Origin of the sequence: Staphylococcus durrellii, from assembly GCF_015594545.1 — a bacterium.
In the GTDB taxonomy this organism is placed as follows: domain Bacteria; phylum Bacillota; class Bacilli; order Staphylococcales; family Staphylococcaceae; genus Staphylococcus; species Staphylococcus durrellii.
The window spans coordinates 2,160,529-2,183,019 of the sequence record NZ_JADIIO010000001.1 but is presented as its reverse complement, the minus strand read 5'-3'; the positions used below and the strand labels follow the sequence as shown (position 1 = coordinate 2,183,019).

At 34.4% G+C, this 22,491-nt stretch carries 24 protein-coding genes, 1 rRNA gene and 1 other annotated feature; of the genes, 23 read left to right on the top strand and 2 right to left on the bottom strand.

Going from position 1 to position 22,491, the window contains the following annotated elements; translation table 11 throughout:
- Nucleotides 1-57 precede the first annotated feature (57 nt).
- Nucleotides 58-172: ribosomal RNA gene (gene rrf, locus ISP02_RS10560) — 5S ribosomal RNA — on the top strand.
- 234 nt (nt 173-406) lie between these two features.
- On the opposite strand, the gene pdxR is transcribed toward rrf, so the two are convergent.
- Nucleotides 407-1,780, bottom strand: coding sequence for a MocR-like pyridoxine biosynthesis transcription factor PdxR (gene pdxR / locus ISP02_RS10555; protein ID WP_195721526.1), 1,374 nt, complete (start codon nt 1,778-1,780; stop codon nt 407-409).
- Between the two features lie 97 nt (nt 1,781-1,877).
- Between pdxR and pdxS the strand changes: the two genes are divergently transcribed.
- Together pdxS and pdxT are read left to right on the top strand one after the other, a co-directional pair.
- Entirely contained in the window at nt 1,878-2,765 is an 888-nt protein-coding gene (gene pdxS / locus ISP02_RS10550) for a pyridoxal 5'-phosphate synthase lyase subunit PdxS (RefSeq protein ID WP_195721525.1), read from the top strand.
- A 1-nt stretch (nt 2,766) separates the two neighbouring features.
- Complete coding sequence (pdxT, locus tag ISP02_RS10545; RefSeq protein WP_195721524.1) at nt 2,767-3,345, top strand: pyridoxal 5'-phosphate synthase glutaminase subunit PdxT; 579 nt, start codon at nt 2,767-2,769, stop codon at nt 3,343-3,345.
- Nucleotides 3,346-3,397: 52 nt separating this feature from the next.
- Here the strand turns inward: pdxT and ISP02_RS10540 are convergent, their stop codons facing one another.
- On the bottom strand, nt 3,398-4,612 hold the full coding sequence (locus ISP02_RS10540) for a NupC/NupG family nucleoside CNT transporter (protein WP_195721523.1): 1,215 nt from the start codon (nt 4,610-4,612) through the stop codon (nt 3,398-3,400).
- A 156-nt stretch (nt 4,613-4,768) separates the two neighbouring features.
- Between ISP02_RS10540 and ISP02_RS10535 the strand changes: the two genes are divergently transcribed.
- From ISP02_RS10535 to rplL, 20 genes are all read left to right on the top strand, one after another.
- Nucleotides 4,769-5,230 carry a CtsR family transcriptional regulator gene (locus tag ISP02_RS10535; RefSeq protein ID WP_195721522.1) on the top strand — a complete coding sequence of 154 codons (462 nt, stop codon included), beginning with the start codon at nt 4,769-4,771 and terminating at the stop codon, nt 5,228-5,230.
- Nucleotides 5,231-5,245: 15 nt separating this feature from the next.
- On the top strand, nt 5,246-5,812 hold the full coding sequence (locus tag ISP02_RS10530) for a UvrB/UvrC motif-containing protein (RefSeq protein ID WP_195721521.1): 567 nt from the start codon (nt 5,246-5,248) through the stop codon (nt 5,810-5,812).
- Nucleotides 5,793-6,803: a protein arginine kinase gene (locus ISP02_RS10525; RefSeq protein ID WP_195721520.1), complete on the top strand. Its 1,011-nt coding sequence runs from the start codon at nt 5,793-5,795 to the stop codon at nt 6,801-6,803. Before ISP02_RS10530 ends, ISP02_RS10525 begins: the two co-directional genes overlap by 20 nt.
- A 12-nt stretch (nt 6,804-6,815) precedes the next feature.
- The gene (locus ISP02_RS10520; protein WP_195721519.1) at nt 6,816-9,278 is read left to right on the top strand and encodes an ATP-dependent Clp protease ATP-binding subunit; all 2,463 of its coding nucleotides are present in this window, start codon (nt 6,816-6,818) and stop codon (nt 9,276-9,278) included.
- A gap of 336 nt (nt 9,279-9,614) precedes the next feature.
- The gene (radA, locus tag ISP02_RS10515) at nt 9,615-10,982 is read left to right on the top strand and encodes a DNA repair protein RadA (protein WP_195721518.1); all 1,368 of its coding nucleotides are present in this window, start codon (nt 9,615-9,617) and stop codon (nt 10,980-10,982) included.
- Nucleotides 10,983-11,057: 75 nt separating this feature from the next.
- Nucleotides 11,058-12,122 (top strand): PIN/TRAM domain-containing protein, encoded by a 1,065-nt coding sequence (locus ISP02_RS10510; RefSeq protein WP_195721517.1) that lies wholly within the window; start codon nt 11,058-11,060, stop codon nt 12,120-12,122.
- A gap of 356 nt (nt 12,123-12,478) precedes the next feature.
- Complete coding sequence (gltX, locus tag ISP02_RS10505; protein WP_195721516.1) at nt 12,479-13,933, top strand: glutamate--tRNA ligase; 1,455 nt, start codon at nt 12,479-12,481, stop codon at nt 13,931-13,933.
- A gap of 325 nt (nt 13,934-14,258) precedes the next feature.
- Nucleotides 14,259-14,888, top strand: coding sequence for a serine O-acetyltransferase (cysE, locus tag ISP02_RS10500; RefSeq protein ID WP_195721867.1), 630 nt, complete (start codon nt 14,259-14,261; stop codon nt 14,886-14,888).
- Complete coding sequence (cysS, locus tag ISP02_RS10495; protein ID WP_195721515.1) at nt 14,872-16,272, top strand: cysteine--tRNA ligase; 1,401 nt, start codon at nt 14,872-14,874, stop codon at nt 16,270-16,272. Before cysE ends, cysS begins: the two co-directional genes overlap by 17 nt.
- A 40-nt stretch (nt 16,273-16,312) precedes the next feature.
- Nucleotides 16,313-16,663 carry a Mini-ribonuclease 3 gene (locus ISP02_RS10490; protein WP_195721866.1) on the top strand — a complete coding sequence of 117 codons (351 nt, stop codon included), beginning with the start codon at nt 16,313-16,315 and terminating at the stop codon, nt 16,661-16,663.
- Nucleotides 16,664-16,667: 4 nt separating this feature from the next.
- The gene (rlmB, locus tag ISP02_RS10485; protein WP_195721514.1) at nt 16,668-17,414 is read left to right on the top strand and encodes a 23S rRNA (guanosine(2251)-2'-O)-methyltransferase RlmB; all 747 of its coding nucleotides are present in this window, start codon (nt 16,668-16,670) and stop codon (nt 17,412-17,414) included.
- Nucleotides 17,414-17,941 carry an NYN domain-containing protein gene (locus ISP02_RS10480; RefSeq protein ID WP_195721513.1) on the top strand — a complete coding sequence of 176 codons (528 nt, stop codon included), beginning with the start codon at nt 17,414-17,416 and terminating at the stop codon, nt 17,939-17,941. The genes rlmB and ISP02_RS10480 overlap by 1 nt, the downstream gene beginning before the upstream one ends.
- Before the next feature lie 68 nt (nt 17,942-18,009).
- Nucleotides 18,010-18,591, top strand: a complete 582-nt coding sequence (locus tag ISP02_RS10475) for a sigma-70 family RNA polymerase sigma factor (protein WP_195721512.1) — start codon at nt 18,010-18,012, stop codon at nt 18,589-18,591.
- Nucleotides 18,592-18,710: 119 nt separating this feature from the next.
- Nucleotides 18,711-18,854 (top strand): 50S ribosomal protein L33, encoded by a 144-nt coding sequence (gene rpmG, locus ISP02_RS10470; RefSeq protein WP_195721511.1) that lies wholly within the window; start codon nt 18,711-18,713, stop codon nt 18,852-18,854.
- An 88-nt stretch (nt 18,855-18,942) separates the two neighbouring features.
- The gene (secE, locus tag ISP02_RS10465; protein WP_195721510.1) at nt 18,943-19,122 is read left to right on the top strand and encodes a preprotein translocase subunit SecE; all 180 of its coding nucleotides are present in this window, start codon (nt 18,943-18,945) and stop codon (nt 19,120-19,122) included.
- Between the two features lie 14 nt (nt 19,123-19,136).
- On the top strand, nt 19,137-19,685 hold the full coding sequence (nusG, locus tag ISP02_RS10460) for a transcription termination/antitermination protein NusG (protein WP_061855468.1): 549 nt from the start codon (nt 19,137-19,139) through the stop codon (nt 19,683-19,685).
- A gap of 179 nt (nt 19,686-19,864) precedes the next feature.
- Nucleotides 19,865-20,287, top strand: coding sequence for a 50S ribosomal protein L11 (gene rplK / locus ISP02_RS10455; protein WP_195721509.1), 423 nt, complete (start codon nt 19,865-19,867; stop codon nt 20,285-20,287).
- Between the two features lie 185 nt (nt 20,288-20,472).
- A complete protein-coding gene (gene rplA / locus ISP02_RS10450) occupies nt 20,473-21,168 on the top strand; it encodes a 50S ribosomal protein L1 (RefSeq protein WP_195721508.1) in 696 nt (231 codons plus the stop codon).
- Nucleotides 21,169-21,253: 85 nt separating this feature from the next.
- Nucleotides 21,254-21,397, top strand: a sequence feature (ribosomal protein L10 leader region).
- Nucleotides 21,398-21,472: 75 nt separating this feature from the next.
- A complete protein-coding gene (gene rplJ / locus ISP02_RS10445; RefSeq protein ID WP_195721507.1) occupies nt 21,473-21,973 on the top strand; it encodes a 50S ribosomal protein L10 in 501 nt (166 codons plus the stop codon).
- Nucleotides 21,974-22,010: 37 nt separating this feature from the next.
- The gene (gene rplL / locus ISP02_RS10440) at nt 22,011-22,379 is read left to right on the top strand and encodes a 50S ribosomal protein L7/L12 (protein ID WP_195721506.1); all 369 of its coding nucleotides are present in this window, start codon (nt 22,011-22,013) and stop codon (nt 22,377-22,379) included.
- The last annotated feature ends 112 nt before the right edge of the window (nt 22,380-22,491 follow it).

Sequence of the window (22,491 nt, the reverse complement as noted above, 5' to 3'; positions counted from 1 at the left end):
GTTAATTTATATTTACTTACTATCTAGTTTTGAATGTATAAATGTTATACATCATTGTCTGGTGACAATGGCAAGGAGGTCACACCTGTTCCCATGCCGAACACAGAAGTTAAGCTCCTTAGCGCCGATGGTAGTCGGATTTACATCCCGCTAGAGTAGGACGTTGCCAGGCAATCAAGAGACCTAAAGGTCTCTTTTTTTTATGCCCAATAAGGAGCTTAACTTCTCAAAATAATGTTTTAAACACTATAAGACCGCAGGTCTGTTTATATAAAATGTAAATAGAATATTAAAACTTTGGCGTAGAGAGAAAAGGTAGTGGGACTTTAAAGTGAATACAAAGGATCACAGTTGCGGGTGCAACTGCATAAGTATCACTAACTTGATAAAATCAAGAAGTGATACTTTACTTTGTTAGTGATTGAATGAGTATGTCTGTATGAGCTTTTAGTTCGTTTTGAGGGATGCCACCAAATCCAATTATAAATTTTGGAGCTGTTTCGTCACTGTTATATTGTGCAAGTGGTACAATTTTTAATAAATTATCTTTAGCTTGAGCTAAACATTCTTCTAAGGTAAGCCCATTAGTTACTGTTAATGTGAAGTGCATCCCTGTCAGTGTCCCTTCAATTTGCAATTGATTATGATAGGGTTCTAATCTTTCTAATATATAACTTAATTTATTATTATAAACGGTTCTCATCTTGTTAAGGTGTCTTTCGAAGCTACCTGATTGCATAAAATTAGAAACTAGTTTTTGCATATGTACTGGTACGGTGTTACCCTCTTTGTGTTCTAATTGATGGTACTGATCCAATAATTTCTGAGGTAACACTGCATAAGCAACACGGCAACTTGGATATAACGACTTTGAAAATGTACTTATATAAATAACTTTGTCTTTTGTATCTAAACTTTGCAATGCAGGTAAAGGTTTACCTGAATATCTAAATTCTGAATCATAGTCATCTTCAATAATATATCGGTCATCGTTAAGTTGAGCCCAATGTATAAGTTGTGTTCTTTTCTTTAAATTCATTACATATCCAGTAGGAAATTGATGTGACGGCGTAACATATGCAATGTTATTATTGTTATGTTTAAATGCATCAATATCTATACCTGTTTGTGTTACTGGGACTTGAATATAATTTATTTGCTTCTTATCAAGTACTTGTTTAATAGGTGGATAGCTAGGATGTTCAATTATAAAGGAAGCGTTTTTTAAAATGTCAGTTACTAAATTAATCAGTTGCTCTGTAGAGCTTCCGATAATAATTTGATCGGGATGGCTACTTACACCTCTACTATTAAAGAGATAATGTGCGATTTGTTGTCTTAATTCCCATAAACCCTCTGAACTCCTGTGTTGAAGTAAGTCTATTTCATTATCTTCAAAAACATCACGAGCATACTTCCTAAATTGTTGCATTGGAAAATATTCTGAATCAATTTCTGACATATTAAAGGCATATTTATACTTAATATCAGATTTTTTCACACTAGTATTATTAATTTCGCTAAAATGTTGCGACTGATTTTTATAAATGACCGGTAGTGATTCTATATCTGATACAAAGTAACCGGAACGTGGTTTAGAATAAATAAATCCTTCGTCTAATAATAATTGATATGCATGTTCTATTGTTGTATTACTTACCGATAAATGCTCACCTAATACTCTTTTTGATGGAAATTTATCATGGGATGCATACTGTCCTTCAATTATTTGTTGTTTCAATGATTCATATAAATTAATATACAATGTTTGTTTACTCATAAACTGACCCCTAAAATTTATTTGAAATTGTACCTTTTTAAATACCAGTTTATCTCTTAAAATGAATTTAATCAACTAAGTAAAGGGGTAAGTATAAATGTCTAAAATTACCGGATCAGAGAGAGTAAAAAGAGGAATGGCTGAAATGCAAAAAGGTGGCGTTATTATGGACGTTGTCAATGCTGAACAAGCAAAAATTGCTGAAGAAGCAGGTGCCGTTGCAGTAATGGCATTAGAACGTGTACCATCTGATATCAGAGCAGCTGGTGGCGTAGCTAGAATGGCTAATCCTAAAATTGTGGAAGAAGTAATGAATGCAGTTTCTATACCTGTAATGGCTAAGGCTCGAATCGGACATATCACAGAAGCACGCGTGTTAGAATCAATGGGTGTAGATTATATAGATGAATCAGAAGTGCTAACTCCAGCGGACGAAGAATATCATTTATTAAAAGATCAATTCACTGTACCGTTCGTTTGTGGTTGTAGAAATCTAGGAGAAGCTGCTCGTCGTATTGGTGAAGGATCTGCGATGTTAAGAACTAAAGGTGAACCTGGAACTGGAAATATCGTCGAAGCTGTTAGACATATTCGCCAAGTTAATTCAGAAGTAAGTCGTTTAACTGTGATGAATGACGATGAAATTATGACTGAAGCTAAAAATATTGGGGCACCTTACGAAGTATTAAAAGCAATTAAAGACAATGGTCGCTTACCAGTGGTTAACTTTGCGGCAGGTGGCGTAGCAACACCTCAAGATGCCGCGCTAATGATGGAATTAGGTGCAGACGGGGTATTTGTTGGCTCAGGTATCTTTAAGTCAGAAGATCCTGAAAAATTTGCGAAAGCTATCGTACAAGCAACAACGCATTATCAAGATTACGAATTAATCGGTCGTTTATCTAAAGAATTAGGTACTGCTATGAAAGGTTTAGACATTAATCAACTTTCTTTAGAAGAACGTATGCAAGAGCGTGGTTGGTAATATGAAAATAGGTGTATTAGCGCTTCAAGGAGCAGTTAGAGAACATATTCGTCACATTGAATTAAGTGGACATGATGGAATTGCAATTAAAAGCGTTGGGCAACTTGAAGAAATCGATGGACTAATATTGCCAGGTGGGGAATCGACTACGTTACGTCGTCTGATGAACTTATATGGATTTAAAGATGCACTAAAAGAATCTAGTTTACCTATGTTTGGAACATGTGCTGGTTTAATTGTCTTAGCAAAAGATATCGTTGGTGAAGAAGGATATTTAAGTAAATTAGATATTACTGTACAGCGTAACTCATTTGGACGACAAGTAGACAGTTTTGAATCCGAATTAGACATTAAAGGTATTGCAGAAGATATTGAAGGTGTATTTATAAGAGCGCCGCATATAGAAAGCGTACGAGCTAATGTAGATGTATTAAGTAAAGTTGGAGATAAAATTGTAGCTGTTCAGGAAGGTAAGTACTTAGGCGTTTCTTTTCATCCTGAATTAACTGATGATTATAGAGTAACGCATTACTTTATTGAAAATATTGTGCGACCAAAAATAACTGAAAAAGTTAAATAATTAAAAAGTGATCATAGTGGATTATCCATTATGATCACTTTATTTTAGTTATTTAGATGAAGAAACCAGCGATAGCTGCTGAAATAAATGAAACAAGTGTTGCACCGAAAAGTAATTTCAAGCCAAAACGTGCAACCATATCTCCTTTTTCGTTATTAAGTGATTTGATAGCACCAGAAATAATTCCGATAGAACTGAAGTTGGCAAATGAAACTACAAATACTGAAACGATACCTTTAGCGTGATCGCCCATGCCACTCGCTTTCCCTAAGCTTTGCATTGCGACGAATTCATTTGATAATAACTTGGTTGCCATTATTGATCCGGATTGAACAGCATCGCTCCATGGTACACCAGCTAAAAATGCGAAAGGTGCAAAAACGAAACCAATTAATGTTTGGAAATCCCAGTGAAGGTGTCCACCGGATATACCAGAGAAAATAAAGCTTACTACGCCGTTAAGTAACGCAATGATTGCGATATATCCAATCAACATTGCGCCGACGATAACTGCTACTTTAAAACCATCTAAAATATATTCCCCTAAAACTTCGAAGAAAGATTGTTTTTGTGTTTCACTTTCTTGAACGATTAATTTATCTTCCTTTTCATCAACTTGATATGGATTAATAATTGAGGCAATAATAAAGCCACCAAATAAGTTTAATACAACCGCTGTTACGACATATTTAGGTTCAATCAATGTGAAATAAGCACCAATTATTGAAGCGGAAACAGTAGACATTGCCGAAGCTGTAAGTGTGTATAAACGCTGTTTAGGTATGTAAGCTAATTCTTTTTTTAAAGATATAAATACTTCGGATTGCCCTAGAATGGCTGCTGCTACAGCATTGTAAGACTCTAAACGCCCCATCCCATTAATTTTAGAAATTAAGAATCCCAAAACGTTAATAATTAAAGGTAAAATTTTTGTATATTGTAAGATACCGATAAGAGCAGAAATAAATACAATCGGTAATAATACGTTAAAGAAAAAAGGTGGGTTTTTTGGATCTACAAATTCAAAGCCACCAAACACAAAATTAACACCTTCAGCCGCTTTTGCTAATAAATAGTTAAAGCCGTCTGATATTCCTCCAATGACTGTTATTCCAGCTTTAGTTTTCAATAGAATAAATGCAAAAACTAATTGTATAAGTAACAGTAGGCCAACATATTTCCAACGAATATTTTTCCTGTCTGAGCTAAATAACACGGCTAGTACCAAAAATACTACTATCCCAATCAAGCCAATGATAATATGCATAATGTTCTCATCCCTTTATTTTTTTCTTATCATCTATAATACAATAAAAGTAATATTAGTAACATAGTTATTCAAAATTTTTAAATCATATTGGTTGAAAAAGGTCAAAGTTGGTCATATAATATAGTCAAAGAAGGTCAAAAAGAGGTGATAATCATGCATAATATGTCAGACATCATAGAACAGTACATTAAAAAGTTATTTGAAGACACCAATGAAGACGCTGTTGAAATTCAACGTGCACATGTCGCGCAACGTTTCGACTGTGTTCCTTCGCAATTAAACTATGTGATTAAAACACGTTTCACTAATAAACATGGTTATGAAATAGAAAGTAAAAGAGGTGGAGGAGGATATATTCGAATCACTAAGATTGAAAATAAAGACGAAACTGGTTATATTAATCACTTACTTCAAATTATTGGTCCTTCTATTTCACAACAACAAGCGTACTATATAATAGACGGATTATTAGAAAAGTCCTATATTACTGAGAGAGAAGCAAAAATGATTAGTGCAGTTATTGATAGAGAAACTTTAAAAATGGATATTGTAGCTAGAGATATTATTCGGGCTAACATTTTAAAACGATTACTGCCAATAATTAATTACTATTAAGGCGAGGTGATAGCCGTGTTATGTGAAAATTGCCATTTAAATGAGGCAGAAGTTAAAATATCGATTAAAGGTCAAGAAGGTACTCAAGAAAAGTGGGTATGCACTACATGTGCACAAGGTGGTAACCCTTGGACTCAAGATAAACAAGTAGAAAATCACCAAGATGATATCGAAGGTGCATTTGTTGTTAAGCAGATTTTACAGCACCTTGCTTCTAAACACGGTATCAACTTTGATGAAATAACTTTTAGAGAAGCAAAACGCTGTCCAACTTGTCAAATGTCATTAAGAGATATAGCACATGTAGGTAAGTTTGGTTGTGCAGAGTGTTATGATACATTTAAAGAAGACATTATAGATATAGTTAGACGTGTACAAGGTGGTCAATTTGAACATACTGGAAAAACACCACACTCGTCATATAAAAAATTAGCATTAAAGAAACAAATTGAAGACAAAACAAATTATTTAAGTCATTTAATTGAAGAACAAGAATTTGAACAAGCTGCAGTTGTAAGGGATGAAATAAAAGCATTAAAGTCAGATAGTGAGGTGTCACGTGATGAGCGAAAAGAAAATTAATTCACATATAAGTGAATGGATGCAAGACGAAATAGAACAACCAGTAGTCATGTCTTCAAGAATTAGATTAGCTCGTAACTTAGACAATCACGTACACCCGCTAATGTATCCTTCCGAAAAAGAAGGTGAAAGAGTGATTAACGAAGTTCAAGATGCGCTTCCCGAGTTAACTTTGCAAAGGTTAGATACTATGGACCAACAAAGTAAATATAAACTCGTTGCGAAACATCTTATAAGTCCTGAATTAATAAAACAACCTGCCGCAGCGGTACTATTAAATGATGACGAATCATTAAGTTTAATGATTAACGAAGAAGATCATTTGCGTATTCAAGCGATGGGTAATGATTTATCGTTGCATACGTTATTTGAAAAAGCTTCTAAAGTAGATGACCAAATAGATCAAGAATTAGACATTAGTTTTGATGAAAGTTTAGGCTATTTAACAACTTGCCCTACCAATATTGGTACTGGATTAAGAGCGAGCGTAATGCTTCACCTACCAGGGCTTTCAATCATGAAAAGAATGAACCGTATCGCTCAAACAATAAATCGTTTCGGTTTTACGATAAGAGGCATATATGGTGAAGGTTCTCAAGTTTATGGTCATATTTATCAAATTTCTAATCAATTGACGTTAGGTAAAACAGAGTTAGAAATTATTGATAGCTTGTCAGAAGTAGTGCAACAAATAATTAATGAAGAATTGCAGATTCGAGAACAATTAGATCGCCATAATCATGTTGAAACTTTAGATAGAGTTTATCGTGCATTAGGCATTTTGAAATATAGCAGACTGATTTCAATGGAAGAAGCTTCCTTCAGATTGAGTGAAGTGAAATTAGGTATCGATTTAGGTTATATTGAATTAGAAGACTTTAAATTCAATGAATTAATTATTGCCATTCAATCTGCATTTTTATTGGATAGTGAAGATGATAAATCAGTAAATGAAAAACGATCAGATATATTAAGAAAGTATATAAAATAGGAGGTCTCATTTATGTTATTTGGTAGACTTACAGAACGTGCGCAACGCGTACTAGCACATGCTCAAGAAGAAGCAATCCGTTTAAATCATTCTAATATTGGCACAGAACATTTGCTTCTTGGTTTAATGAAAGAACCGGAAGGCATCGCAGCAAAAGTTTTAGAATCATTTGACATTACCGAAGAAAAAGTAATTGAAGAAGTGGAAAAACTTATTGGTCATGGGCAAGAACAAATGGGTGCATTACATTACACACCTAGAGCAAAAAAAGTCATTGAATTATCTATGGACGAAGCAAGAAAATTACACCATAATTTTGTCGGAACAGAACACATTTTATTAGGTTTAATTCGTGAAAATGAAGGTGTAGCAGCACGCGTATTTGCTAACTTAGACTTAAATATTACAAAAGCTCGTGCGCAAGTAGTTAAAGCACTTGGTAGCCCAGAAATGAATAACAAAAATGCACAAGCAAACAAATCAAATAATACGCCAACATTAGATAGTCTTGCGAGAGATTTAACAGTTATTGCTAAAGATGGTACTTTGGATCCTGTAATCGGCAGAAATAGTGAAATCACACGTGTCATCGAAGTGCTTAGTCGACGTACTAAAAACAACCCAGTATTAATTGGTGAACCTGGTGTCGGTAAAACTGCCATTGCAGAAGGATTAGCACAAGCAATCGTTAACAATGAAGTGCCGGAAACGTTAAAAAATAAACGTGTTATGTCACTTGATATGGGTACAGTTGTTGCTGGTACTAAGTACCGAGGCGAATTTGAAGAACGCTTGAAAAAAGTAATGGAAGAAATTCATCAAGCTGGCAACGTAATTCTATTTATCGATGAATTGCATACGCTTGTAGGTGCTGGTGGCGCAGAAGGTGCAATCGATGCATCTAACATTTTAAAACCAGCATTAGCACGTGGAGAGTTACAATGCATTGGTGCGACAACTTTAGATGAATACCGTAAAAATATTGAAAAAGATGCAGCGCTTGAGCGTCGTTTCCAACCAGTGCAAGTTGATGAACCTACTGTAGAAGATACAGTTGAAATATTAAAAGGATTACGTGATCGTTATGAAGCACATCATCGCATTAATATTTCAGATGAAGCGGTGGAAGCTGCAGTTAAATTAAGTAATCGTTATGTGTCTGATCGTTTCTTACCAGATAAAGCAATTGACTTAATTGATGAAGCAAGTTCAAAAGTTAGACTAAAAAGTCATACAACACCACCAAACTTAAAAGAAATTGAACAACAAATTGAACAAGTTAAAAACGAAAAAGATGCTGCAGTGCATGCACAAGAATTTGAAAATGCAGCAAACTTAAGAGATAAACAAACTAAATTAGAAAAACAATACGAAGAAGCAAATAATAACTGGAAAAACACGCAAAATGGTGAAAGTACGTCATTGTCAGAAGAAGATATCGCAGAAGTTATTGCAGGATGGACAGGCATTCCATTAACTAGAATTAATGAAACAGAATCACAACGTCTATTGAACTTAGAAGAAGGGCTTCATGAAAGAGTTATCGGTCAAAAAGAAGCTGTTAATTCAATTAGTAAAGCTGTAAGACGTGCGCGTGCCGGATTGAAAGATCCTAAACGTCCAATTGGTAGCTTTATATTCTTAGGGCCAACGGGTGTTGGTAAAACCGAACTTGCTAGAGCTTTAGCTGAATCTATGTTTGGCGAAGAAGACGCAATGATTCGTGTCGACATGAGTGAGTTCATGGAGAAACATGCAGTGAGCCGTTTAGTCGGAGCTCCTCCAGGCTATGTAGGTCATGATGACGGTGGACAATTAACTGAAAAAGTTAGACGTAAACCTTATTCAGTAATCTTATTTGACGAAATCGAAAAAGCACATCCAGATGTATTTAATATCTTGTTACAAGTGCTTGATGATGGTCACCTTACAGATACAAAAGGTCGTCGCGTAGACTTTAGAAATATAGTAATTATTATGACTTCTAACGTCGGTGCACAAGAATTACAAGATCAACGGTTTGCTGGTTTCGGCGGTGCTGCGGAAGGCCAAGAATACGAAACAATTCGCAAAACAATGTTAAAAGAATTAAAAAATGCATTCCGTCCAGAATTCTTAAACCGTGTAGATGACACAATTGTCTTCCACAAATTAGATAAAGAAGAACTAAAAGAAATTGTTACTATGATGGTTAATAAATTAACTGAACGCTTAACTGAACAAGACATCAACATCAAAGTAACTGAAAAAGCCAAAGAAAAAATAGCTGAAGAAGGTTACGACCCTGAATATGGTGCAAGACCATTAATTAGAGCTATCCAAAAAACTGTGGAAGATAACCTAAGTGAACTTATCTTAGACGGTAATAAAATTGAAGGTAAAGATGTTGTTATCGACCACGATGGTGAAGAATTTAAATATGATATTAATAAGCGTAAAAAAGCGAGCAAAAGAAAAGAAACAACTGAATCATAATTTGTAACTTAAGAATTGGATTAGCGTTTTATAGGACTAAAGCAATATCCGCATTTCCATTCTTGTACAGTAGTTAATGCTACTTTATAAATAGAGGCTGAGACATGATTATGTCTCAGTCTTTATTTATATATTATTATAGTTGGATAGATAAATAAGTTTTGTTTGTAAATGATGACAAAAATATTCTTTTATAACATGGTTGTTTGTACGAAAAAATAGTTAGGCATAAGAAGTACTTGGAATGATTTTTTTAATAGAATAGCATTTTGATTTGTCTTTAAAGAAAGAGAAGTATAAAATAGATTTGTTCTATATAAAGTTGGAGGTGCAAATTTGGCCAAAAAGAAAGTAATATATGAATGTATGGCATGTGGCTATCAATCTCCGAAATGGATGGGAAAATGTCCGAATTGTGGTGCATGGAATCAAATGGAAGAGAGTATAGCGCAGAAAGAGAGCAGTCCGAAACACGGTGTTAGAAGTAAATCTACATCAGCTAAAGTACAGAAACTTAATGAAGTTCAACATGAAACGACGCCTAGGATTAAAAGTAAATCTGAAGAATTTAATAGAGTGCTCGGTGGCGGTGTGGTAAGTGGCTCATTAGTACTCATTGGTGGAGATCCGGGTATCGGTAAATCTACATTATTATTGCAAATCTGTGCAGCTTTATCTCAAGATTACAATATTTTATACATAACTGGAGAAGAATCCTTAAATCAAACTAAGCTAAGAGCTGAAAGATTAGAAGAAGATTCAAGTCAGTTAAATGTGTTTGCAGAAACCGATTTAGAAATCATTCACGAAACGGTGAAACAAATACAACCAGATATGATTGTTGTAGACTCAATTCAAACGATTTTCCATCCAGAAATCAGTTCTGCTCCAGGTTCTGTTTCTCAAGTTAGAGAGAGTACACAAAGTCTTATGAATATAGCTAAACAGATGAACATTGCCACATTTATCGTTGGCCATGTAACAAAAGAAGGTCAAATTGCAGGGCCTCGTTTGCTTGAACATATGGTTGATACGGTATTGTATTTTGAAGGTGATGAACACCATGCTTATCGTATTTTAAGGGCTGTTAAGAACCGTTTCGGTTCAACAAATGAGATGGGTATTTTTGAAATGAAACAGAGTGGATTGAAAGGTGTTAAAAATCCTTCCGAAATGTTTTTAGAAGAACGTTCTACAAATGTACCTGGATCTACAATTGTATCCACAATGGAGGGAACGCGACCGTTACTAATAGAAGTACAAGCTTTAGTTACGCCAACTACATTTAACAATCCTAGACGGATGGCTACTGGTATAGATCATAACCGTTTAAGTTTATTAATGGCAGTATTAGAGAAAAAGGAAAATTATTTATTACAACAACAAGATGCTTATATTAAAGTAGCAGGGGGCGTTAGATTAACTGAACCAGCAGTTGACCTAGGTATTATAATAGCGACAGCATCTAGTTTTAAAGATAAGGCAGTAGATGGTTTAGATTGTTTTATAGGTGAAGTAGGTCTTACTGGAGAAGTTAGACGTGTATCTAGAATTGAACAACGCGTTCAAGAAGCAGCTAAACTCGGTTTTAAAAAGGTGATTATACCTGAAACAAACATAGGGGGATGGACATTCCCAGATAACATAAAAGTAGTAGGAGTAAAAAGTGTTCACGAAGCTTTAAAATATGCTTTAAAAAGTTAACATAAATTAAATAACAATGGCTCTATTCATAGTAGTACATATGAATGAGCGTTTTGCAGAAAGGAGATTACTAGTGTGAATATGGTAAAATTCATTGTAATCTTGTGCTATATAATACTAGGTGCAAGTTTAGGTGTATATTTTATTCCAGCCATCACTACTGATGCTGGTTTAGGAGATATAGCATTATTAACTAATAGCTATTTTACTGGTCTCATTGGTATTATTTTGTTCTTTTTAATTTTTGGGTGGTTTATTAATAAAATCACTGTTGGTATGAAAGAATTAGAGCAAACATTTATGCGTCAAAGTGCAGTAGAAATATTATTTGCAACGATTGGACTTATTATAGGTTTATTGATTTCGGTTATGATATCATTCATTTTTCAAATTATAGGAAATAACGTCTTAAATCATTTTGTGCCAATCATTATTACTATTGTACTAGGTTATTTAGGATTCCAATTCGGCTTGAAAAAACGGGATGAAATGTTGCTGTTTTTTCCAGAAAATATGGCACGTTCAATGTCAATAAACGCTAGGAATGCCGTGCCCAAAATTATTGATACAAGTGCAATTATAGATGGAAGAATAGTAGATATTATTAATTGTGGTTTTATTGATGGAGAAATATTAATTCCACAAGGCGTTATAAATGAACTTCAAATTATAGCTGACGCTAACGACAGCGTTAAACGTGAAAAAGGGCAACGAGGTTTAGACATTTTGAACGAATTATATGACACTGATCATCCTACTAGAATTATTCATCCGACTAAGACACACAGTGATATCGATGCAATGTTAATAAAATTAGCGCAACATTATAGAGCACATGTAATAACAACTGATTTCAATTTAAATAAAGTGTGTCATGTGCAAGGCATTCAAGCTTTAAATGTAAATGACTTATCTGAAGCAATCAAACCAACTGTACATCAAGGAGACCGCTTTAGCCTGTTATTAACAAAAATGGGTAAAGAATCTGGCCAAGCTGTGGGCTACTTAGATGACGGTACGATGGTGGTAGTCGACAATGCTAAAAAACATATCGGTGAACATATCGATTTAGAAGTGATTAGCTTATTACAAACATCTTCTGGTAGAATAATTTTCGCCAAAAAATTAGATGCGATTTAATTATAAGGTTTCATATAAAAGGTTGTGGTAATAATAATCTTTTTATATGAAATCTTATTTTTTATAATATTAAGCATGTTGTTATCAAAATAGGGGGCGACGTGCTACAATGGATAGCGAAAAATTGTTGCTTATTTTGATGATGGTATTTTGATGATGGTTAATTTAAAGTATTTATTATTTTGCATAAAAGACTTAAGCAAAATAAGTCGAGCTATGGTATTATTAATTAGAAAATATTAAAAGGCGCGCATTGTAGATATTACATTGTGATGAATACAAATTGGAGTTGATACGCAAGTTTCAACTTTTTTGATGCGCCGTGAAACAGAAAAAGTTAAATTGGAGTGAACATAATGAGCGATCGTGTAAGAGTTAGATACGCACCTAGCCCAACAGGTTATTTGCATATTGGTAATGCAAGAACAGCATTATTTAACTATTTATTTGCCAAACATTATGATGGAGACTTTGTTATTCGTATAGAAGATACAGATAGCAAACGTAATTTAGAAGATGGTGAATCTTCTCAATTTGAAAACTTAAAATGGTTAGGTATTGAATGGGACGAATCAATTGATAAAGATAAAGGATATGGTCCATACCGCCAGTCAGAACGTGCTGAAATTTATAACCCATTAATTCAACAATTATTAGATGAGGATAAAGCTTATAAATGTTATATGACTGAAGAGGAATTAGAGGCAGAACGTGAAGAACAAATTGCTCGCGGTGAAATGCCAAGATATGGTGGTAAACATGCGCACTTAACTGAAGAAGAACGCGCACAGTTTGAAGCTGAAGGGCGTAAACCTTCTATTCGATTCAGAGTTCCTCAAGATACTACATTTAAATTCGATGATATGGTTAAAGGCGAAATTTCATTTGATTCAAACAATATGGGTGACTGGGTAATCGTTAAAAAAGACGGTGTTCCTACTTACAACTTCGCTGTAGCAGTAGACGATCATTTCATGGAAATTTCAGATGTTATTCGAGGCGATGACCATATTTCTAATACACCGAAACAAATCATGATTTATGAAACATTTGGTTGGGAGCCTCCTCGCTTTGCACATATGTCATTAATTGTTAATGAAGAACGTAAAAAATTAAGTAAGCGTGATGGTCAAATCTTACAATTTATCGAGCAATATCGTGATTTAGGTTACTTACCAGAAGCGTTATTTAACTTTATTACTTTATTAGGTTGGTCACCAGAGGGCGAAGATGAAATTTATTCTAAAAAAGAATTTATTAAAATATTTGATGAAAAGCGCTTATCAAAATCACCTGCTTTCTTCGACAAACAAAAGCTAGCTTGGATTAACAACCAATATATGAAACAAAAAGACGCTGAAACAGTATTTGAACTAGCATTACCACACTTAATCAAGGCTGAATTATTACCAGAAAATCCTTCTGAGACAGACTTAGATTGGGGACGTAAATTAGTTGCGTTATATCAAAAAGAAATGAGTTATGCAGGTGAAATTGTGCCATTATCTGAGATATTCTTCCGTGACGAACAAGCACTCGGTAAAGACGAACAAGAAATATTAGATGGTGAACAAGTTCCTGAACTAATAAATCACTTATATGGTAAATTAGAAGTTTTAGAACCATTTGAAGCGGCAGAAATCAAAAAAACAATTAAAGAAGTACAAAAAGAAACTGGTATTAAAGGTAAACAACTATTCATGCCAATCAGAGTAGCAGTTACCGGTCAAATGCATGGACCAGAATTACCAAATACGATTGAAGTACTAGGCAAAGACAAAGTGTTATCAAGACTAAAAAAATATTTATAAAGTAGTTGGATTTTGAAACTTGAAAAATTACAACAAACCACTTATGATTAATGTTGAATAACAGAGGATTAGTAAATAGTTGATAGTGTTAAGAGAGTGTACGGTTGCTGGAAGTACATCACTACGATTATGGAATGCACCTCCGTATCTTTATAATTAAATAAATACAAATGAGCGTATACTAGTTAACAGTTCGGATTTTTATAAATTTGGGCTATCACTATTATAAAAAAGAGTGGAACCGTGCAAAAGCACCTCTAACATATATTGTTAGGGTGCTTTTTTATTAGGGAGGGAATATACCTTGTTTAAAGTAATAAAAAGAATGAAAGACGATATTAATATGGTATTTGAGCAAGACCCCGCAGCAAAAACAACATTTGAAGTTGTTACGTCATATGCTGGATTACATGCAATATGGAGCCATTTAATAGCGCATGAATTATATAAAAAAAAGAAATACGTTGTCGCAAGATTAATTTCTCAAATAACACGTTTCTTTACGGGCATTGAAATTCATCCTGGTGCCCAAATTGGTAAACGTCTATTCATCGACCACGGTATGGGTGTTGTCATTGGAGAAACTTGTAGAATCGGTGATAATGTCACAATCTATCAGGGCGTAACTTTAGGTGGTACAGGTAAAGAAAAAGGGAAAAGACACCCTGATATTGGCAATAACGTTTTAATTGCAGCGGGTGCTAAGGTTTTAGGCAATATTCAAATTGATTCAGATGTGAATATTGGTGCGAATTCGGTAGTGCTTACTTCAGTTCCAAGTTATTCAACGGTAGTAGGAATACCTGGGCATATAGTTAAACAAGATGGTAGACGTATTGGTAAAACATTTGACCATTTAAATTTACCAGATCCAATTTATGAACAAATGAAAGAATTAGAGCGTCAGCTGGAGAAAACGAGAAATGGAGAGATACAAGATGATTACATTATATAATACGCTAACACGTCAAAAAGAGACGTTTAAGCCTATTGAGCCAGGAACAGTTAAAATGTATGTTTGTGGACCAACAGTTTACAACTATATTCATATAGGTAACGCACGTCCAGCTATTGTATATGATGTTGTACGTAGATACTTTGAATATCAAGGTTATAAAGTGATTTACGTATCTAATTTTACAGATGTTGATGATAAATTGATAAAACGTTCTAAAGAACTAAATGAGTCTGTAGAAACGATTGCCGAGCGTTATATTAACGCATTCTATGAAGATACTGGTGCACTTAACGTAAAAAGGGCGACTTCAAACCCGCGAGTAATGAATCATATGGATGATATTATTCAATTTATTCAAGATTTAGTAAATGAAGGTTATGCGTATGTTAGTGGTGGTGATGTTTACTATAGAACACGTAAATTTGAAGATTATGGTAAATTAAGTCACCAATCGTTAAATGATTTAAAAGTTGGCGCACGCATTGAACAAGGTGAACATAAAGAAGATGCGCTAGACTTTACGCTATGGAAAGCCGCAAAAGAAGGAGAAATCAGTTGGAATAGCCCATTCGGTGTAGGACGACCAGGATGGCACATAGAATGTTCGGTAATGGCATACAAAGAGCTTGGTGCAACGATGGATATTCACGCAGGTGGTACTGATTTACAATTTCCTCATCATGAAAATGAAATTGCTCAATCTGAAGCACATAACCACGCTACATTTGCTAATTATTGGATGCATAATGGTTTTATCAATATAGATAATGAAAAAATGAGTAAGTCATTAGGCAACTTTGTACTTGTTCATGACATTATTAAAGAAATAGACCCCGATGTTTTACGATTTTTCATGATTAGCGTACATTACCGAAGTCCAATTAATTATAATATGGAACTAGTTAATGCAGCTAAAAATGGTCTGGAACGTATCCGTAATAGTTACAAAGCCATTGTAGATCGTGCTGAGATTGCTACGGACGTTGAGGATCAAACAGAATACATTTCAGAAATCAATAATATATTAGCCCAATTTGAAGCAGTCATGAACGACGATTTTAATACTGCAAATGCTATTACGGCATGGTTTGAATTGACAAAATTAGCTAATAAATTTGTATTAGAGAACACGACTTCATTAGCCGTACTAGAAAGGTTTAAAGAAGTGTACCAAATATTTAGCGATGTGTTAGGTGTGCCACTTGTTGGTCAAGAATCTGAAGTTTTATTAGATGAAGATATAGAAGCGCTTATCGAAGAACGTAACGAAGCTAGAAAAAATAAAGACTTTGTTAGAGCTGATGAGATTCGCGATTCATTGAAAGAACAAAACATTATTTTAGAAGATACGCCTCAAGGTGTGAGGTTTAAACGTGGATAAAATAAATGCGAAATTGTTAAATCCTTTAACCTTAGCATACATGGGAGATGCAGTTCTAGATCAACATGTACGTACTTATATTGTTTTGAAGCTAAAAAGTAAGCCAAATAAATTGCACCAACTCTCAAAAAGTTATGTATCAGCTAAAAGCCAAGCTCAAACGTTAGAAACCTTAATGGGGGCAAAATGGTTTGCCGACGAAGAATTAGATATCGTGCGACGTGGTCGCAATGCTAAAAGTTATACTAAAGCGAAAAACACCGATATACAAACTTATAAGAAAAGTACGGCTTTAGAAGCGATAATCGGCTATTTATATTTAGAGGGGCATAGCGAGAGAGTAGAGCAATTATTAACAACAATAGTAAATATAGTTGATGAAAGGGCGTAATAAATTGGAAGACATGGTAATCGTTGGTCGTCATGCAGTTAAAGAGGCAATCATTTCTGGACATACTATAAATAAAATACTGATTCAAGATGGTGTAAAAAAACAACAATTGAATGAGATTTTAAAAAAAGCAAAAAGTGATAAACTTATAGTGCAGACTGTTCCAAAATCTAAATTAGACAACCTTTCAGATGCGCCTCACCAAGGAGTCGCTGCATTCGTAGCGCCATATGAATATGCTGATTTTGATAACTTTATTCATGAACAGCAAAATAAGGAAAAACTATCAACAGTTATCATTTTAGATGGTTTAGAAGATCCTCATAATTTAGGTTCAATTATTCGTACGGCAGATGCTTCGGGTGTTGATGGTATAATCATTCCGAAACGTCGTTCAGTTGCTTTAACTCAAACGGTAGTAAAAGCAAGTACAGGTGCTATACAGCATGTACCTGTAATGAGGGTGACAAATTTAGCTCAAACAATTGAAACATTAAAAGATAGAGGGTATTGGATAGCCGGTGCAGAAGCGGATAACGCGACGGATTATCGTCAGTTAGATGCTAGCATGTCACTTGCAATCGTCATCGGCAGTGAAGGTCAAGGAATGAGCAGACTCGTAAAGGATAAATGTGATTTTTATATTAAGATTCCTATGGTAGGTCATGTGAATAGCCTCAATGCATCAGTGGCAGCTAGTTTAGTGATGTATGAAATATATCGTAAACGAAATCAGATAGGAGATAGCTAATGAAATCTCGTTACTTGATCATTGATGGTTATAACATGATTGGGCAATCAACTGAGTTAAGTAAATTAGCCCAAGGAAACCTAGAAGAATCTCGAGAAAAACTACTTATTACCATTGCTAATTATAGTGCTGTGATTGCAGATGAAGTGCTTTGTGTATTTGATGCTTACGATCAATCTGGTATGCAGTCCGAATACATGTACCATGGTGTTAAAGTCGTTTTTACAAAAGAAAAAGAAACTGCCGATAGTTATATTGAAAAATATGTTTATGATTTGTATGACAAATATACTACACACATTACAGTTGTAACGAGTGATATGAGTGAACAACACGCCATATTTGGAACGGGTGCTTATAGAATTTCTTCTAGAGAAATGTGGCGAGATTTAAAAGAAAGCGAAGCAACAATTTCAAAGTCGCTTGATGGCTTCAAAGAACGCAAACCACGTACTCGTATTGAACTTTCAAATGACATATTAGAAGAATTTGAAAAAATAAGACGTGGGGATCGTAAAAAAGACTGATTTAGCAGTATTGATTTAACAAGAGGAATTATGTATGATGTCTGTAATTTTAAGAAAGGACTCTACATATGGTACGTAATAAAACAACTGAAGAACACAAGCAACCGAGTAAGTTATGTATTGAAAATAGTACAGATTTAGCACAGTACTTAAAACAGCTAGAACCTAAAATCAGAAAGAGATTAAATCATTACGCCATAGATAGTTATGTTAGAGATGATTTATATCAAGAAGTAGTAGTCAAAATATTTTTGGCAATGGGCCATTTTGACTTCCGTCAGGCGATTCCATTTGAACACTATATAAATAAAATAGTGAGATCAGTAAAATATGATTATTTACGCAAAAAAACTAGTCTTTATAATAAACAAGAAATGCTAATTAATGAATATAAAGTAGATTATAATTATTTCAAACACTATCATTTAGTGGAACAGCTTGTTCTTAAAAACGAAATTGTAGATCAAGTTACTCAAAGTCTGTCAATATTAAGTGATTTTGAAGGTTCTGTCGTTGCATTGTTACTGCAAGGATATTCGCCTCATGAAATTGCAGCAAAGTTAAATGTTAATAATAAAAATATTTATAATGCTATCCAAAGATGCAAATTGAAATTGAGAAAAAAATTAACAATATATTTAGCCGATTGAGTATCACATATAATGAATTCATATCATTATTAGTTTAACAATCAATGAGTTGAGGTTTGACATTTATCCTGCTGTTTATGTATAGTATATTGGTATTATAATGAATAAGGTGAAGTCTAGTGAAAAAAGTACCGCTTAGTTGCGAAGAATGTGGTAACCGAAATTATAACGTTCCAAAGCATAACGATGCTACGATGAGATTAACTCTGAAAAAATATTGTCCGAGATGTAACGCACACACCGTTCATAAAGAAGCGAAATAATACTTAGAATGTTTTCTTACCTACTTCATTTAATCAATAGAGTAGTAAGATAATAATTTAAGATTGAATTGAGATGGAGGTCTGTAATATGGCTAAAAAAGAAAATTTCTTTCAAGGCGTTAAGTCAGAAATGGAAAAAACAAGTTGGCCTACTAAAGAAGAATTGTTTAAATACACAGTTATCGTTGTATCAACGGTAGTATTCTTCTTAGCTTTCTTCTATGCCTTAGATTTAGGGATTGGCAGAATCATAGAAATAATTAAATAATAAGGAGTGACGACATGTCTGAAGAAGTTGGCGCAAAGCATTGGTATGCCGTGCATACGTATTCTGGATATGAGAATAAGGTTAAAAAGAATTTAGAGAAACGTGTAGAATCTATGAATATGACAGAACAAATTTTTAGAGTTGTCATACCAGAAGAGGAAGAAACACAAGTAAAAGATGGGAAAGCAAAAACATTAACGAAGAAAACATTCCCTGGTTATGTATTAGTTGAATTAGTGATGACTGATGAGTCATGGTATGTAGTGAGAAACACACCAGGAGTGACTGGTTTTGTCGGTTCTGCTGGATCAGGTTCTAAACCCAATCCATTATTACCCGATGAAGTGCGCTATATTTTAAAACAAATGGGTCTAAAAGAAAAAACTATCGACGTTGAAGTTGAAGTAGGGGAACAAGTTACAATCAAATCAGGGCCTTTTGCGAATCAAGTGGGAGAGGTTCAAGAGATTGAAGCCGATAAATTCAAACTTACAGTGTTAGTGGACATGTTTGGTAGAGAAACTCCTGTCGAAGTAGAATTTGATCAAATAGAGAAATTATAATAAACAAAATCGTAACATCAGCTGCAAATTAGAAAAAATACTATTGCTTTCTAATCTTAGTTGATGTTATAATACTGTGGTCGCGCTTAAGAGCGTTTCATTTCGTCACGAAATGTTGAAGAGTGGGAGGGCAAAACTTAGTCCTATGACCACATCACGATATCAAGGAGGTGCACATCGTGGCTAAAAAAGTAGAAAAAGTAGTTAAATTACAAATTCCTGCAGGTAAAGCAAATCCAGCACCACCAGTTGGACCAGCATTAGGTCAAGCAGGTGTGAACATTATGGGATTCTGTAAGGAATTCAACGCACGTACTCAAGAGGATGCAGGTTTAATCATTCCAGTAGAAATTAGTGTATATGAAGATCGTTCATTTACATTCATTACTAAAACACCACCTGCGCCAGTACTACTTAAAAAAGCAGCAGGAGTTGAAAAAGGTTCAGGTGAACCTAATAAAAACAAAGTTGCTTCAGTAACCAAAGATCAAGTACGCGAAATTGCTAACAGCAAAATGCAAGATTTAAATGCTGCAGACGAAGAAGCAGCAGTGCGTATAATTGAAGGTACTGCACGTAGTATGGGCATTACAGTCGACTAATAACATTAATATTGAAACGATAAATTATAATAGCAGATAACAAAAGTTATATTTTATTTATGGCTTGATGAATGAGCGAGGAACATCCTTTTAATTCTCGAAAAATTTGTTGTCTGCTCTTAACTTGTGTACACAAGTAAACGTGGGAGGAAATTCCGCTAAAACCACTAAAGGAGGAACTTAAAATGGCTAAGAAAAGTAAAAAGTATCAAGAAGTAGCTAATAAAATCGATCGCCAAAAACATTATAGTGTTGAAGAAGCGGTTGCATTAGCTAAAGAAACAAGCATTGCTAACTTTGATGCTTCGGTTGAAGTAGCATTCCGTTTAGGCATTGATACACGTAAAAATGACCAACAAATCCGTGGAGCTGTAGTGCTACCAAACGGTACTGGTAAATCACAACGTGTATTAGTATTTGCTAAAGGTGACAAAGCGACAGAAGCAGAAGAAGCAGGAGCAGATTATGTAGGCGAAGGCGACTACGTAACTCAAATCCAACAAGGTTGGTTCGACTTCGATGTCGTTGTTGCTACACCAGACATGATGGGTGAAGTTGGTAAATTAGGTCGTGTATTAGGACCTAAAGGTTTAATGCCAAACCCTAAAACTGGTACTGTTACAATGGATGTGAAAAAAGCTGTTGAAGAAATTAAAGCAGGTAAAGTAGAATACCGTGCTGAAAAAGCTGGTATTGTCCACGCTTCAATCGGTAAAACATCATTCGATACAGACAAATTAGTAGAAAACTTTAAAGCTTTACAAGATGTTTTAACAAAAGCTAAACCATCTTCAGCTAAAGGTACTTACTTTAAATCTGTTAACTTAACTACAACTATGGGGCCTGGTATCAAAGTTGATACTTCAAGCTTTAAATTGTAATTTTAAAGAAAATGATATTAGACTGGAAGATGCCCTTTCAGTCTATAATTAAATATTGACTTATTTACATAAACAAGTTATATTGGTTTATGTGATTATTTTACCTAAGACAGTAGGAGTTATCCGTAACTTAAAAATTATCCTGCCGAGGCTAAAATTGACTTGAACGTGATAAAAAAACTTTCAAGCACTTTTTGCCGCGGGTAGAAAGTGCTTTTTTTATTGCTTATTGGTTACTACATATATTTGTTTTGCCAATATCAAAATTAAAAGCACCAAAATTAAACTATATGGAGGTGTCTAAATGTCTGCTATCATTGAAGCAAAACAACAACATGTTGATGTTATCGCTGATCAACTTAAAAATTCGGTTTCAACTGTTATCGTTGACTATCGTGGATTAAGCGTATCTGAAGTTACAGAATTACGTAATCAATTACGTGAAGCTGGTGTTGAGTATAAAGTATACAAAAACACAATGGTACGTCGCGCAGCTGAAAAAGCAGGTATCGAAGGTTTAGACGAATTTTTAGTTGGACCTACAGCTGTTGCTACTTCAACTGAAGATGTTGTTGCACCAGCAAAAGTACTTGCAGGATTTGCAAAAGAACATGAAGCGTTAGAAATTAAGACAGGCGTTATGGAAGGTAGCGTAATCTCAGCTGAAGAAGTTAAAACAGTTGGTTCATTACCATCTCACGACGGTCTTGTATCTATGCTTTTATCTGTATTACAAGCTCCAGTACGCAATTTCGCTTATGCGGTTAAAGCTGTTGGAGAACAACAAGAAGAAAGCGCTGAATAATCGCGCAAAAATTTTAAATTAACGGAGGAATAATAAAATGGCTAATCATGAACAAATCATTGAAGCAATTAAAGAAATGTCAGTATTAGAATTAAACGACTTAGTAAAAGCAATTGAAGAAGAATTTGGTGTAACTGCAGCAGCTCCAGTAGCAGCTGCCGGCGCAGCAGGTGGCGCAGACGCTGCTGAAGAACAAACTGAATTTAACGTTGAATTAACTTCAGCTGGTTCATCTAAAATCAAAGTTGTTAAAGCTGTTAAAGAAGCAACTGGCTTAGGATTAAAAGATGCTAAAGAATTAGTAGATGGAGCTCCTAGCGTAGTTAAAGAAGGATTATCTAAAGATGATGCAGAAGCACTTAAATCTCAATTAGAAGAAGTTGGCGCTTCAGTAGAATTAAAATAATTCGAGCCTTAATACTCAAAAATAATTTTATATTGCAGTAACAAAGATATTTCACTATTAGAGATACACCTTGCAGTCTAAGATTTTGAGAAGTGAAAACCCCGTTATACAT

Excerpts from the sequence above, each read along its gene's own strand:
- rplA (WP_195721508.1), top strand. The coding sequence starts at position 20,473 with ATGGCTAAGAAAAGTAAAAAGTATCAAGAAGTAGCTAATAAAATCGAT.
- rplJ (WP_195721507.1), top strand. The coding sequence starts at position 21,473 with ATGTCTGCTATCATTGAAGCAAAACAACAACATGTTGATGTTATCGCT.
- pdxT (WP_195721524.1), top strand. The coding sequence starts at position 2,767 with ATGAAAATAGGTGTATTAGCGCTTCAAGGAGCAGTTAGAGAACATATT.
- ISP02_RS10520 (WP_195721519.1), top strand. The coding sequence starts at position 6,816 with ATGTTATTTGGTAGACTTACAGAACGTGCGCAACGCGTACTAGCACAT.
- pdxR (WP_195721526.1), bottom strand. The coding sequence starts at position 1,780 with ATGAGTAAACAAACATTGTATATTAATTTATATGAATCATTGAAACAA.
- pdxS (WP_195721525.1), top strand. The coding sequence starts at position 1,878 with ATGTCTAAAATTACCGGATCAGAGAGAGTAAAAAGAGGAATGGCTGAA.
- gltX (WP_195721516.1), top strand. The coding sequence starts at position 12,479 with ATGAGCGATCGTGTAAGAGTTAGATACGCACCTAGCCCAACAGGTTAT.
- cysS (WP_195721515.1), top strand. The coding sequence starts at position 14,872 with ATGATTACATTATATAATACGCTAACACGTCAAAAAGAGACGTTTAAG.
- rplL (WP_195721506.1), top strand. The coding sequence starts at position 22,011 with ATGGCTAATCATGAACAAATCATTGAAGCAATTAAAGAAATGTCAGTA.
- secE (WP_195721510.1), top strand. The coding sequence starts at position 18,943 with ATGGCTAAAAAAGAAAATTTCTTTCAAGGCGTTAAGTCAGAAATGGAA.
- ISP02_RS10525 (WP_195721520.1), top strand. The coding sequence starts at position 5,793 with ATGAGCGAAAAGAAAATTAATTCACATATAAGTGAATGGATGCAAGAC.
- ISP02_RS10490 (WP_195721866.1), top strand. The coding sequence starts at position 16,313 with ATGGGAGATGCAGTTCTAGATCAACATGTACGTACTTATATTGTTTTG.
- ISP02_RS10480 (WP_195721513.1), top strand. The coding sequence starts at position 17,414 with ATGAAATCTCGTTACTTGATCATTGATGGTTATAACATGATTGGGCAA.
- ISP02_RS10535 (WP_195721522.1), top strand. The coding sequence starts at position 4,769 with ATGCATAATATGTCAGACATCATAGAACAGTACATTAAAAAGTTATTT.
- cysE (WP_195721867.1), top strand. The coding sequence starts at position 14,259 with ATGAAAGACGATATTAATATGGTATTTGAGCAAGACCCCGCAGCAAAA.
- nusG (WP_061855468.1), top strand. The coding sequence starts at position 19,137 with ATGTCTGAAGAAGTTGGCGCAAAGCATTGGTATGCCGTGCATACGTAT.
- ISP02_RS10540 (WP_195721523.1), bottom strand. The coding sequence starts at position 4,612 with ATGCATATTATCATTGGCTTGATTGGGATAGTAGTATTTTTGGTACTA.
- ISP02_RS10475 (WP_195721512.1), top strand. The coding sequence starts at position 18,010 with ATGGTACGTAATAAAACAACTGAAGAACACAAGCAACCGAGTAAGTTA.